This is a genomic window from Enterobacter sp. JBIWA003 (assembly GCF_019968825.1).
Taxonomy (GTDB): domain Bacteria; phylum Pseudomonadota; class Gammaproteobacteria; order Enterobacterales; family Enterobacteriaceae; genus Enterobacter; species Enterobacter quasiroggenkampii.
In genome coordinates this window covers 1193865-1205875 of the sequence record NZ_CP074170.1, presented here as the reverse complement: position 1 = coordinate 1205875, position 12011 = coordinate 1193865, and the positions used below count along the sequence as shown (strand labels likewise).

The following is a 12011-nucleotide window of genomic DNA, read 5'->3' as shown; positions in this document are numbered from 1 at the left end:
GGAGATCCTGACAGGTAAAGTTATGCAAAAATCGGTCTTAATTACAGGATGTTCTAGCGGAATCGGCCTGGAAAGCGCGCTCGAATTAAAGCGCCAGGGGTTTCGGGTTCTGGCGGCCTGCCGCAAACCCGACGATGTCGAACGCATGAACGGTCTGGGCTTTACCGGCGTGCTGCTGGATATGGACTCGCCGGAGAGCGTTGAGCGCGCCGCCGATGAGGTGATCGCACTGACCGGTAATCGTCTGTACGGCCTGTTTAATAATGCCGGCTACGGCGTGTATGGCCCGCTGGACACCCTCTCCCGCGAAACGCTGGAGAAGCAGTTTTCGACCAACTTCTTCGGCGTGCATCAGCTCACCATGCGTCTGCTCCCCGCGATGCTGCCGCACGGTGAAGGGCGCATCGTGATGACGTCGTCGGTGATGGGGCTAATTTCCACCCCGGGCCGCGGCGCCTACGCCGCCAGCAAATATGCGCTTGAGGCCTGGTCCGACGCCCTGCGCATGGAGTTACGCCACAGCGGTATCAAGGTCAGCCTGATTGAACCCGGCCCGATCCGCACCCGCTTTACCGAAAACGTTAACCAGACGCAGGCGGATAAACCGGTCGAGAACCCCGGCATCGCCGCACGTTTTACCCTCGGGCCAGAGGCGGTGGTGGCCAAAGTGCGCCATGCTTTTGAGAGTGAACATCCCAAAATGCGCTATCCGGTGACGCTGGTCACCCATGCCGTCGGCTGGTTAAAACGCCTGCTGCCGGGCCGGATAATGGACAAAATTTTACACGGTTGAGTTGAAGCGCCGACGCGCATCCCCATGTAAAGAACAAACCGACAAAAGAGAAAGCCGCATGTCCGTACAGAATATCGTCAATATCACAGAAGCTAACCTGCAACAGACGCTTGAACAGTCGATGACCAAACCGGTCCTGTTCTACTTCTGGTCTGAACGTAGCCAACACTGTCTGCAGCTGACGCCGGTGCTGGAAAGCCTTGCCGCCCAGTACAACGGTCAGTTCATTCTCGCGAAGCTGGACTGTGACGCCGAGCCGATGGTCGCGTCTCAGTTTGGTCTGCGCGCCATTCCTACCGTCTATCTGTTCCAGAACGGCCAGCCTGTTGATGGCTTCCAGGGGCCACAGCCGGAAGACGCTATCCGTGCCCTGCTGGATAAAGTGCTGCCGCGCGAAGAAGAGCTGAAAGCGCAGGAAGGCATGGCGCTGATGCAGGAAGGCAAATACGACGAGGCGCTGCCGCTGCTCAAAGAGGCATGGCAGCTGTCAAAACAGAACAGTCAGATTGGCCTGCTGCTGGCGGAAACGCAGATCGCCCTGCACCGCTCAGAAGACGCAGAAGCCGTACTCAAGACGGTTCCGCTGCAGGATCAGGACACTCGCTATCAGGGGCTGGTTGCACAAATTGAGCTGCTTAAGCAGGCGGCAGATACCCCGGAAATTCAGCAGCTGCAGCAGCAGGTTGCCGACAACCCGGCGGACGCCGCGCTGGCAAGCCAGCTGGCGCTGCAGCTGCATCAGGTGGGGCGTAACGAAGAGGCGCTTGAGCTGCTCTTCAGCCATCTGCAAAAAGATTTAGCCGCCGCAGACGGTCAGGCGCGCAAGATGTTCCAGGAGATCCTGGCCGCGCTGGGCACCGGAGACGCGCTCGCGTCGAAATATCGCCGTCAGCTTTACGCGTTGTTGTATTGATGCACTTTGCCCGGTGACGGCTTCGCCTTACCGGGCCTACAAAAGCACGAATCGTAGGCCGGGCAAACGCAGTGCCGCCCGGCACAATCACCGCACCTTTTTCAACTGCGTCACCACCAGCTGGTGGCGCGCGTTGTAGAACTTCCGATAGGTCAGGTAGCAGGCAATGATGGTGGACAGGCTTGCCGTGGAAAGCAGCATAAACGTCACCATGATCTGATACTTAATCGCTTTTACCGGATCGATACCGGCAAAAATCAGCCCCGACATCATGCCCGGCAGGCTCACCAGCCCCACCGTTTTGGCAGAATCTACCGTAGGGATCAGCGATGAGCGAATGCTCTCGCGAATCAGCCGCGCCGAGGCCACTTTTGGCGTTGCCCCCAGGCTTAGTTTCTCCTGCAGCTGCTGCTGTTCGCTGCTGAAACGCTGGCCGAGGTTGTTATAACAGAGCCCAACGGCCACCATCGCGTTCCCCGCAATCATCCCGGAAATAGGGATAACCTGCATCGGCGTAAACTCAATCGAGCCGGAAAGTACCAGCACCGCCAGCGTGAGCGCCGTTCCGGTGGTAATCGCGATAAACGATGAAACAAACGCCTTATCGATGTATTTACTGCGCTTTTGCGCATTCCACGCCGCGTTAAAGCAGATAAAGAGCACCATCAGCAGCGTCAGCACCGCGTGGTTAACGTTGAAGATATACTTCAGCACATAGCCGACGATGATGAGCTGAATCACCGCGCGGCAGATACTCCATACGATATCTTTTTCCAGCCCAAGCTTTTCGCGGTAGCTGACCACAATCGCAATCAGCACCAGCACCATCGAAAAGGCCAGCGATTCGTTGGTAATGTTGTGTTCACCCACGGTTTGCCTCCTGCATTTTCCCGCCGTGCGGCTGGAGCGTAATAACGTCATCCGCATGGGTTATTTCGTTAGCGTCGTGCGTCACCCACAGCACGGCAATGTTCTGCTCCCGGGCGTAACGATGAATAATCTCGTTAACGTTGCGCTTGTTGACGTCATCGAGCGCGCTGGTGATTTCGTCCAGCAACAACACCTTCGGTAAAAACTGCAGGTTGCGGATCAGCGAGACCCGCTGCTTTTCTCCGCCCGACAGCGCGTTGATGGATTTGCTCAGCGTCTCCTGCGCCAGGCCAAAGCGGGCCAGATCCTGGATAAACTTTTCCGGCTCCGGCGTTTTATTGCGGATTTGCCACGGGAAAATCAGGTTGTCATAGACCGTATCGCCAAAAAGCACGGGCGTTTGCACGCAGTACGAGACCTGCTGGCGATAGCTTTCCGGAGAAAGCGAGGCGATATCCTCGCCTTCAAACAGAATGGCGCCCTCCGTCGGGCTGAGGAGTGACGCCACAATCTTCAGCAGCGTGCTTTTACCACAGCCTGAGGGACCCGTGATTAATTTAAACTCGCCCGGCGACAGGCTAAACCCGACGTGCTGCAGGATCGTGTTTTCCCCGACTCGAAATCCGACATCCCTGAGCAGTAATACGTTTCTTTTATCGTTCATCGCGCTTCCGTTGACCGCTTCGTGTAATAACCGCCTGTAGCATAATCCTTTCGCCCGCACAGCGCGAATAGCCTCACGCTGAAGCAAGTGTTAAACTTTTTGTTTGCAAATTGTCACCTTCATCACTACAGGAAGTATGCGACATGGCACATATCTTTTATGAGTTTCCCTCCCTGAAGCCTGGTGTTCCTGATGTCGAAACATTAATGGAAGTCATCAAATCGTCGGAGCTCACGCGTTTTGTGATAGGTGCAGAGGTGGTGGACTTTGTTAAGAAGGCGCTCATCGTGAACACCACGATCGGCAGCTTCAAAAATTGCTATTTCGCCTTCGACAACGGAACACACTTCCTTGAATTTGACGGTGAAGGCAAATCAAAACGCTTCAATGAGGTGCCGGACTGGTTCGTCTCTCCGGCGGAATTTTCACGCACCCAGTGGCTTATCAACCACAATCTTGCGGATGTGAAAGCCACACAGTTCATTGACGTCCTGATGTCCTACCCGCTGAAAGCGCGCCGCGCGCACTGCAATTTGCTGTTCGGACTGGAGCTGGAAAAGGTGAACGCGGTTCCGGCCGCGGCATCAGCGGCAGGTAAAATCGGCAATAAAAACGGTAAAACCACCAAGCCCCGCGTCACCGATCTGGGCTCGTTCGAGCTGTTCAGCCAGTTCTTTGCGCGCATGAAAACCGCCGTGCTGGCCGATGAGTTCCCGACTCTGCAGATCCTGACGGGCATGGATAACCTGGCAAAAGCGCCGCATAATTTAAAGCAGGGCATCAGAACCTGGTTTAAAGCCATCGCGGGCGACCTTCCACCGAATAACAAACGCGTTGAAGCGGGGAATGCCGTTCTGTTCTGCGCCCCCATTCGCGAACAGATCCAGCGTATCGAAGCGCTGGGGCTGGAGAATTACTACCAGGGATTATCGAAAGCCATTGCTGAAGCGGGTGATGGATTCATCTCTGACTTTACCTATACTTACGAGCAATAAACACACACTTTCACTCGCCACAGCATGCAAAACAGGAGGTTTTTATGCTTATCGTTGTTCCCGTCCTTATTTTCGTTGCGCTGGTTATCGTGGGCGCCGGCGTCAAAATTGTCCCTCAGGGTTATCAGTGGACCGTCGAGCGTTTCGGCCGATACACCAATACACTCCAGCCAGGCTTAAGCCTGATTGTTCCGTTCATGGACAGAATTGGTCGCAAGATCAACATGATGGAGCAGGTTCTGGACATTCCGTCCCAGGAAGTGATCTCCAAGGATAACGCCAACGTCACCATCGACGCCGTCTGCTTTATTCAGGTGATTGACGCGCCGAAAGCGGCCTATGAGGTCAGCAACCTGGAGCTGGCGATCGTCAACCTGACGATGACCAACATCCGTACCGTACTCGGCTCGATGGAGCTGGACGAGATGCTTTCCCAGCGCGACAGCATCAACACCCGCCTGCTGCACATTGTCGACGAGGCAACGAACCCGTGGGGGATCAAAGTCACCCGCATCGAGATCCGCGACGTGCGCCCGCCGGCGGAGCTGATCGCCTCCATGAACGCCCAGATGAAAGCCGAGCGAACCAAGCGCGCCTATATTCTGGAAGCCGAAGGGGTACGCCAGGCGGAGATCCTGAAGGCGGAAGGGGAAAAACAGTCGCAGATCCTGAAAGCGGAAGGCGATCGTCAGTCCGCATTTTTACAGGCAGAAGCGCGTGAACGTTCCGCCGAAGCGGAAGCCCGCGCGACCCAGATGGTGTCCGAGGCGATTGCCGCCGGTGATATTCAGGCCGTGAACTACTTTGTCGCGCAAAAATATACCGACGCGCTGAAAGAGATTGGGTCGGCGAACAACAGCAAAGTGGTGATGATGCCGCTGGATGCCAGCAGCCTGATGGGCTCTATCGCGGGCATAGCCGAACTGATCAAGGACAGCGGAAACGAGCGTAAAAAATGATTGAGCTGATCGTTGCACATCCTCATGCCTTCTGGCTAAGCCTCGGCGGCTTATTGCTGGCGGCGGAGATGCTGGGCGGCAATGGCTACCTGCTCTGGAGCGGTGTTGCTGCCGTCATTACCGGTCTTCTGGTCTGGATCCTTCCCCTGGACTGGGCGTGGCAGGGCGCGCTGTTTGCCGTGCTGACGCTGGTGGCCGCCTGGCTGTGGTGGCGCTGGCTCAACCGGCGGGTTAACGAGCAGAAACCGGTGGACGCCCACCTTAACCAGCGCGGACAGCAGATTGTCGGCAAGCGTTTTACGCTCGACAGCACGCTGGTGAACGGACGTGGGCACATGCGGGTAGGTGACAGCTCGTGGCCGGTGGTGGCCGACGATGACCTCAGCGCCGGCACGCGGGTGGAGGTCATCGCGGTGGAGGGCATTACCCTGCGGGTAAAAGCCTGCTAAGCATGGGTTTTGCGGTGGCAGCAGCCGGCAAGGTTATCGATAATCGGGCAGTCGGCGCTGTCATCCCCCGGACAGGACGCCGCGAGCTGCAGCAGCTGTTCGCGCATCGCCTGTAGCTCGACAATGTGGCGTTCAATTTCAGCCACCTTTTCCAGCGTGCGTTTTTTCACGTCGGCGCTGTGACGCTTTGGATCGTTGAACAGGTTAACCAGCTCGCCGCACTCTTCCAGATTAAAACCGACCTGTCTGGCCTGGCGCAGCAGCGTCAGTTCATCCAGATGCAGCTGCGTGTAGCTACGGTAGCCGTTTTCACTGCGCAGCGGCGGCGTCACCAGCCCCTTCTCTTCATAAAAGCGAATCGCTTTGCTGGTTAAGCCGGTTTTTTTTGCCACATCACTGATATTCACATTTCCCCCTTTACCTTCCCCTTGATGGAAGGTTTAACCTTCATAACAGTTAGTGAAAAGCGTTACTCCGGTCAACAACTGACCAAAATATTATACGGGAGTTTTGTTATGTCTCACACTATTGACCTGACGCTGGACGGTCTCTCCTGCGGCCACTGCGTCAAACGCGTTAAAGAAAGCCTGGAACAGCGCCCTGATGTGGAAAGCGCTGACGTGACTATCGATCATGCCGCCGTGACCGGCAGCGCCAGCGCGGATGCGCTGATTGATACCATCAAGCAGGCCGGTTACGGGGCGGAGTTAAGCCACCCAAAGGCTAAACCGCTGGCAGAGTCATCATCCCCGTCGGAAGCACTGACAGCGGCCACTCCTGAGCTTCCGGCAGCGGATGATATTGATGACAGCCAACAGCTGCTGATCAACGGCATGAGCTGCGCCAGCTGCGTCTCCCGGGTACAAAACGCCCTGCAGGCGGTACCGGGTGTCGCGCAGGCACGGGTCAATCTTGCGGAGCGTACTGCGCTGGTAATGGGCAACGCCTCCGCCGCAGAGTTAGTGCAGGCCGTTGAGAAAGCGGGCTACGGCGCGGAGGCCATCGAAGATGATGCCGAACGCCGCGAGCGCCAGCAGGAAACGGCTATCGCCACCATGAAGCGCTTCCGCTGGCAGGCGATTGTCGCCCTGCTGGTCGGTATTCCGGTGATGGTGTGGGGCATGCTCGGCGACAACATGATGGTCACCGACGACAACCGCACGCTGTGGCTGGTGATTGGTTTGATTACCCTTGCGGTGATGGTGTTCGCAGGCGGACATTTCTATACCAGCGCCTGGAAGAGCCTGAAAAACCGCACCGCGACGATGGATACCCTGGTCGCCCTCGGTACCGGCGCGGCGTGGCTCTATTCGATAAGCGTGAACGTCTGGCCCCAGTGGTTCCCGATGGAAGCGCGGCATCTCTATTATGAAGCGAGCGCGATGATTATCGGCCTGATTAACTTAGGCCATATGCTGGAAGCCCGCGCCCGCCAGCGCTCCTCGAAAGCGCTGGAAAGATTGCTTGATTTAACCCCACCGACGGCCCGCGTGGTCACGGACGAAGGGGAAAAAAGCGTTCCGCTGGCCGAGGTTCAGCCCGGCATGACGCTGCGTCTGACCACCGGCGACCGGGTTCCCGTTGACGGCAAGATAACCCAGGGCGAAGCCTGGCTGGATGAAGCGATGCTGACCGGGGAGCCTATCCCTCAGCAGAAAGCAGACGGCGACGCCGTGCATGCCGGTACGGTCGTGCAGGACGGCAGCGTGCTGTTTACCGCCAGCGCCGTCGGCAGCCATACGACGCTGTCGCGTATTATCCGCATGGTGCGCCAGGCGCAGAGCAGCAAGCCGGAAATTGGCCAGCTTGCTGATAAAATCTCGGCCATTTTTGTGCCGGTGGTGGTCGGCATTGCCCTGCTGAGTGCGGCGATCTGGTACTTCTTCGGCCCCGCGCCGCAGATTGTGTATACCCTGGTGATCGCCACTACAGTGCTGATCATCGCCTGCCCTTGCGCCCTTGGTCTGGCGACGCCAATGTCGATTATCTCCGGCGTAGGCCGCGCGGCCGAATTTGGCGTGCTGGTGCGGGACGCGGACGCGCTGCAGCGGGCCAGCACCCTGGACACGCTGGTGTTTGATAAAACCGGCACGCTGACGGAAGGTAAACCGCAGGTGGTCGCCGTCCACACCGTGAGCATTACGGAAGAGGACGCGCTGCGTCTTGCCGCCGCGCTGGAGCAAGGCTCCAGCCATCCGCTGGCGCGCGCCATTCTCGATAAAGCCAATGCGTCTGCCCTGCCGCAGGTGAATCAGTTCCGCACCCTGCGCGGGCTCGGCGTGAGGGGTGAAGCAGAAGGTCACGCGCTGCTGCTGGGCAACCAGGCATTGCTCAATGAAAACGGCATTGATACCGCCGCGCTGGACAGTGAGCTGAAGGCGCAGGCGTCACAGGGCGCCACCCCGGTTCTGCTGGCGGTGGATGGCAAAGCCGCCGCGCTGCTGGCCGTGCGCGATCCGCTTCGCCAGGACAGCGTGGATGCCTTACAGCGCCTGCACCGTGCGGGCTATCGTCTGGTGATGCTGACCGGGGATAACCCGACCACCGCCAACGCCATCGCGAAAGAAGCCGGTATTGATGAGGTGATTGCGGGCGTACTGCCGGATGGCAAAGCGGACGCCATTAAAAACCTGCAACGCCAGGGCCGTCAGGTGGCAATGGTCGGCGACGGCATCAACGATGCCCCGGCGCTGGCCCAGGCGGATGTGGGGATCGCAATGGGCGGCGGCAGCGACGTAGCCATCGAAACCGCGGCCATCACGCTGATGCGCCACAGCCTGATGGGCGTGGCCGATGCGCTGGCCATTTCGAAAGCTACGCTGCGCAACATGAAGCAGAACCTGCTGGGGGCGTTTATCTACAACTCGCTCGGTATTCCGATTGCTGCCGGTATTTTGTGGCCGCTGACCGGCACGCTGCTTAATCCGGTCGTCGCGGGTGCGGCGATGGCGCTCTCCTCCATCACCGTGGTCAGCAACGCCAACCGACTGTTGCGCTTTAAACCGAAGGATTGAACCTTGTACCCGTACGCGCTAGCATGAACCTTTCCGTTTATGGAGCGCGTATGGGTCTGTTTCATCGTATAAAAACATCGTTTCGCGCCCTTTTCCCTCGCCGTTACGCCTGGCCCGGTCTGGATATCTCGCTTCCCGGCGGGCAACACCTGCACCTGGTTGGCAGCATCCATATGGGCACGCAGGATATGTCTCCCCTGCCTCCCGGCCTGATTAAACTGCTGAAACACGCCGATGCGCTGGTCGTTGAGGCGGACATTTCGGGTCAGGAGTCACCGTTTGCCGGGCTCGAGAGCGATCTCACCCTGGCGGAACGCCTGGATGAAGCCCAACTTGCTGAACTGACGCGCGTCGCCGATGAGACGGGCGTCTCGCTCTCCATGATTGACACCCTGCCGCTGTGGCAAATCGCGATGGTATTGCAGGCTACGCAGGCGCAGCGTCTGGGGCTGCGGGGTGATTACGGCATTGATTACCAGCTGCTGAACGTGGCAAGGGCGCGCAGCCTGCCCATCATCGAGCTGGAAGGAACGGACAGTCAGATTGCGCTCCTGCGACAGCTTCCCGACGACGGTCTGATGTTGCTGGATGATACACTGACCCACTGGCACACCAACGCGCGCCTGCTGCAGACCATGATTGGCTGGTGGCTGGATGCACCGCCCGCGGACGGCAGGCTGGCGTTACCGTCGACGTTCAGCGAATCGCTGTATGATGTGCTGATGAATGCGCGCAATAAAGCCTGGCGGCAGACGCTGCATGCCTTACCTGCGGGGCGTTATGTGGTGGCGGTCGGGGCGTTACATTTGTACGGAGAAGGGAACTTGCCGTCGTTGCTGGAATAAAAAAATGGCCAATATTTCTATTGGCCCGTCAAAGAGGAATTTCATCGTTTTTATTATGCCGAAGGAGACCTTCGGTTGAGCCGATTGTCGCTCAAAGTGACCATCACTGCCAACACTATTGCGCAAGATGGTGCTATTTTTTAGACAAACGTCAGGCGTATGCTGTTGGCATGATTTGTCTGTCGTAAGAAGGATAGCTATGACTCCCGCCGTTAAATTACTCGAAAAAAACAACATTTCTTTCCGGATCCACACCTACGATCACGATCCGAATGAAACCAACTTTGGTGATGAAGTGGTGCGCAAGCTGGGGCTGAACGCGGACCAGGTTTATAAAACGCTGCTGGTGGCGGTGAACGGCGATATGAAGCACCTCGCCGTCGCGGTGACGCCCGTGGCAGGACAGCTGGATCTAAAGAAGGTCGCCAAAGCGCTGGGGGCGAAGAAGGTGGATATGGCGGATCCGATGGTGGCGCAGCGCACCACGGGCTACCTGGTGGGCGGCATCAGTCCACTCGGGCAGAAAAAACGCCTGCCGACGCTGATCGATGCCCCTTCACAGGAGTTTGAGACCATCTATATTTCCGGCGGCAAGCGCGGGCTGGATATTGAGCTGGCCGCGGGCGATCTGGCGAAAATGCTGGACGCGAAGTTTGCGGATATTGCCCGCCGGGAGTAAAAAAAGCCGGGTGGCGGCTACGCCTTACCCGGCCTACATTTTGCACCCGTAGGCCCGGTAAGCGCAGCGCCACCGGGCAACACAACGGCACTACTGCCAGCTCACCTCACCTTTCGGCTCATACGCATTCACGTCAATCGGCGAATTCTGCTCGATATACTGCTTCAGCACTTCCGCGTCGATAAAGCCGGTGTTCACGTATCCTGGTTTATTATCAATATGCGGATAGCCGTCGCCGCCGGTAGCGTTAAAGCTTAACGTCGCCAGACGGTACGTTTTAGCCGGGTCAACCGGTTCGCCTTTGATCTTCAGGTCGTTAAGCTTGCCGTCTTTCGCTACGAAGCTCACGTTGGCAAACTGCGGATAGGCTCCGGAATCCGGCTTCATCTGCGCCACGGCGGTCAGGTACTCAACAACCTCTTTCCCGCTCATGTCGGCATAGACCACCACGTTACCGAACGGCTGCACCTTCAGAACGTCTTTATAGGTGATGTTTCCACCTTCGATGGAATCACGAATGCCACCGCCGCTCATCACGCCAAAGTCAGCCCCGGTGCGCGCCATTTGCGCCGCGAGCACCAGGTGGCCCATGTTGGTCTGCACGAAGCGAACTTTACTGCGGTCCCCCTCCAGACGACCGTTCAGCGTACCGATTTTCACATCCAGCTGCGCCTTGCCTTTGTTCTGGAACGGCGTCAGCAGGGAGAGCATCTGCTGGTTTTCAGCGATCTCTGGCGTGTAAAGTACGCGCTCACTTTTCCCGTCAGGGTAAGTGACTTTCTTCTTCAGGTTGACCGGAATGAGCTGATAATGAACCAGCTTCATCTCGCCGTTACGGAACTCAAAGTCTGCCCGACCCACGTATTTGCCCCACTCGTGCGCCTGCACAATCCAGATACCGTTTTGACGGTCCGGCGCGCAAGGCGTGCCCGGGACGTAGTCCACCTGCTTTTTGTTCTCGGATGCCATACACACTGGATCCTGTGAGTGACCACCCACAATCATTGCCAGCGAGCCCGCAGGCAGGCTGCGCGCCATCTCCACGTCACCGGGCGCGTTAGAGCCGTGCTCACCGTTGTCGTAGTGCCCCATGTGCGTGGTGGCGATAATGACGTCCGGCTTTTCGTTTTGCTGCAGCTCCTGAATCACCAGCTTCGCTTCGTCTGCCGGTTTGCGGAATTCGATATCGGTGAAGAACTCAGGGTTGCCAATTTTCGCCGTATCGTCGGTGGTTAAGCCGATGACCGCGATCTTCAGATCCTGACGCTTAAACAGCGCCCACGGCTTAAACAGGCGCTCGCCGGTACTTTTTTGGTAAATATTGGCGGAGAGGAACGGGAATTTGGCCCATTTTTCCTGCTGACGGAGTACGGTCAGCGGATTATCAAATTCATGGTTACCGACGGCCATCGCGTCGTAGCCAATCAGATTCATGCCGCGAAAGTCGGGTTCGGCGTCCTGCAAATCGGATTCCGGCACGCCGGTGTTGATATCGCCGCCTGAGAGCAGCAGCACGCTGCCGCCCTGGGCTGCAACCTCTTTACGAATGCCGTCCACCAGCGTTTTTTGTGCCGAGAGGCCATATTCGCCGTATTCACTGCGCCAGAAATGACCGTGGTGGTCGTTGGTATGCAGAATGGTAATTTTATAGGTTTTGTCTTTTTCATACGCCTGCGCAGGCAGGCTTACCAGCCCCCACGCCGCGATGAGCGCCAGCGCGACGCCCCGCTTCATTAACTTCATCTTCTCTCTCCCTGACCAATAGACAAAGGCAGAAATTACAGTGACTAATAAGAATAGACAAATAAGTTTTCATAATTGCGACTTTCT

Annotated in this window: 12 protein-coding genes; 8 read left to right on the top strand and 4 right to left on the bottom strand. The window is 57.4% G+C overall.

All coding sequences use genetic code 11. From position 1 onward, the window contains the following. The first annotated feature begins 22 nt into the window (after nucleotides 1-22). Together KGP25_RS05705 and KGP25_RS05700 are read left to right on the top strand one after the other, a co-directional pair. Complete coding sequence (locus KGP25_RS05705) at nucleotides 23-793, top strand: SDR family oxidoreductase (RefSeq protein ID WP_023617270.1); 771 nt, start codon at nucleotides 23-25, stop codon at nucleotides 791-793. Between the two features lie 58 nt (nucleotides 794-851). After that, nucleotides 852-1706, top strand: a complete 855-nt coding sequence (locus KGP25_RS05700) for a co-chaperone YbbN (protein ID WP_048030131.1) — start codon at nucleotides 852-854, stop codon at nucleotides 1704-1706. Between the two features lie 87 nt (nucleotides 1707-1793). On the opposite strand, the gene fetB is transcribed toward KGP25_RS05700, so the two are convergent. Continuing rightward, the gene (gene fetB, locus KGP25_RS05695; RefSeq protein WP_023617520.1) at nucleotides 1794-2576 is read right to left on the bottom strand and encodes an iron export ABC transporter permease subunit FetB; all 783 of its coding nucleotides are present in this window, start codon (nucleotides 2574-2576) and stop codon (nucleotides 1794-1796) included. Then, nucleotides 2569-3240, bottom strand: a complete 672-nt coding sequence (fetA, locus tag KGP25_RS05690) for an iron ABC transporter ATP-binding protein FetA (RefSeq protein WP_048030129.1) — start codon at nucleotides 3238-3240, stop codon at nucleotides 2569-2571. The genes fetB and fetA overlap by 8 nt, the downstream gene beginning before the upstream one ends. A gap of 143 nt (nucleotides 3241-3383) precedes the next feature. On the opposite strand from fetA, the gene KGP25_RS05685 reads away from it, so the two are divergent. The 3 genes from KGP25_RS05685 to KGP25_RS05675 are packed head-to-tail and all read left to right on the top strand — an operon-like array spanning nucleotide 3384 to nucleotide 5643. Continuing rightward, entirely contained in the window at nucleotides 3384-4235 is an 852-nt protein-coding gene (locus tag KGP25_RS05685) for a hypothetical protein (RefSeq protein ID WP_045909737.1), read from the top strand. Between the two features lie 44 nt (nucleotides 4236-4279). Beyond that, complete coding sequence (locus KGP25_RS05680) at nucleotides 4280-5194, top strand: SPFH domain-containing protein (protein ID WP_008499312.1); 915 nt, start codon at nucleotides 4280-4282, stop codon at nucleotides 5192-5194. Beyond that, nucleotides 5191-5643: an NfeD family protein gene (locus KGP25_RS05675; protein WP_063621005.1), complete on the top strand. Its 453-nt coding sequence runs from the start codon at nucleotides 5191-5193 to the stop codon at nucleotides 5641-5643. The genes KGP25_RS05680 and KGP25_RS05675 overlap by 4 nt, the downstream gene beginning before the upstream one ends. On the opposite strand, the gene cueR is transcribed toward KGP25_RS05675, so the two are convergent. Further along, nucleotides 5640-6050, bottom strand: a complete 411-nt coding sequence (cueR, locus tag KGP25_RS05670; RefSeq protein WP_045909739.1) for a Cu(I)-responsive transcriptional regulator — start codon at nucleotides 6048-6050, stop codon at nucleotides 5640-5642. The genes KGP25_RS05675 and cueR overlap by 4 nt on opposite strands. Nucleotides 6051-6158: 108 nt before the next feature. Here cueR and copA point away from each other — a divergent pair, with 108 nt between their 5' ends. The 3 genes from copA to ybaK all read left to right on the top strand — a co-directional run bounded on the left by copA (nucleotide 6159) and on the right by ybaK (nucleotide 10181). Continuing rightward, a complete protein-coding gene (copA, locus tag KGP25_RS05665; RefSeq protein ID WP_223540089.1) occupies nucleotides 6159-8657 on the top strand; it encodes a copper-exporting P-type ATPase CopA in 2499 nt (832 codons plus the stop codon). Nucleotides 8658-8707: 50 nt separating this feature from the next. Then, nucleotides 8708-9502, top strand: a complete 795-nt coding sequence (locus tag KGP25_RS05660; protein WP_223540088.1) for a TraB/GumN family protein — start codon at nucleotides 8708-8710, stop codon at nucleotides 9500-9502. Nucleotides 9503-9701: 199 nt separating this feature from the next. Next, complete coding sequence (ybaK, locus tag KGP25_RS05655) at nucleotides 9702-10181, top strand: Cys-tRNA(Pro)/Cys-tRNA(Cys) deacylase YbaK (protein WP_008499307.1); 480 nt, start codon at nucleotides 9702-9704, stop codon at nucleotides 10179-10181. A gap of 90 nt (nucleotides 10182-10271) precedes the next feature. Here the strand turns inward: ybaK and ushA are convergent, their stop codons facing one another. Beyond that, a complete protein-coding gene (gene ushA, locus KGP25_RS05650) occupies nucleotides 10272-11924 on the bottom strand; it encodes a bifunctional UDP-sugar hydrolase/5'-nucleotidase UshA (RefSeq protein ID WP_045909743.1) in 1653 nt (550 codons plus the stop codon). Nucleotides 11925-12011: the final 87 nt, after the last annotated feature.

Excerpts from the sequence above, each read along its gene's own strand:
- KGP25_RS05705 (WP_023617270.1), top strand. The coding sequence starts at position 23 with ATGCAAAAATCGGTCTTAATTACAGGATGTTCTAGCGGAATCGGCCTG.
- KGP25_RS05700 (WP_048030131.1), top strand. The coding sequence starts at position 852 with ATGTCCGTACAGAATATCGTCAATATCACAGAAGCTAACCTGCAACAG.
- fetA (WP_048030129.1), bottom strand. The coding sequence starts at position 3,240 with ATGAACGATAAAAGAAACGTATTACTGCTCAGGGATGTCGGATTTCGA.
- KGP25_RS05685 (WP_045909737.1), top strand. The coding sequence starts at position 3,384 with ATGGCACATATCTTTTATGAGTTTCCCTCCCTGAAGCCTGGTGTTCCT.
- KGP25_RS05680 (WP_008499312.1), top strand. The coding sequence starts at position 4,280 with ATGCTTATCGTTGTTCCCGTCCTTATTTTCGTTGCGCTGGTTATCGTG.
- KGP25_RS05675 (WP_063621005.1), top strand. The coding sequence starts at position 5,191 with ATGATTGAGCTGATCGTTGCACATCCTCATGCCTTCTGGCTAAGCCTC.
- copA (WP_223540089.1), top strand. The coding sequence starts at position 6,159 with ATGTCTCACACTATTGACCTGACGCTGGACGGTCTCTCCTGCGGCCAC.
- KGP25_RS05660 (WP_223540088.1), top strand. The coding sequence starts at position 8,708 with ATGGGTCTGTTTCATCGTATAAAAACATCGTTTCGCGCCCTTTTCCCT.
- ybaK (WP_008499307.1), top strand. The coding sequence starts at position 9,702 with ATGACTCCCGCCGTTAAATTACTCGAAAAAAACAACATTTCTTTCCGG.
- ushA (WP_045909743.1), bottom strand. The coding sequence starts at position 11,924 with ATGAAGTTAATGAAGCGGGGCGTCGCGCTGGCGCTCATCGCGGCGTGG.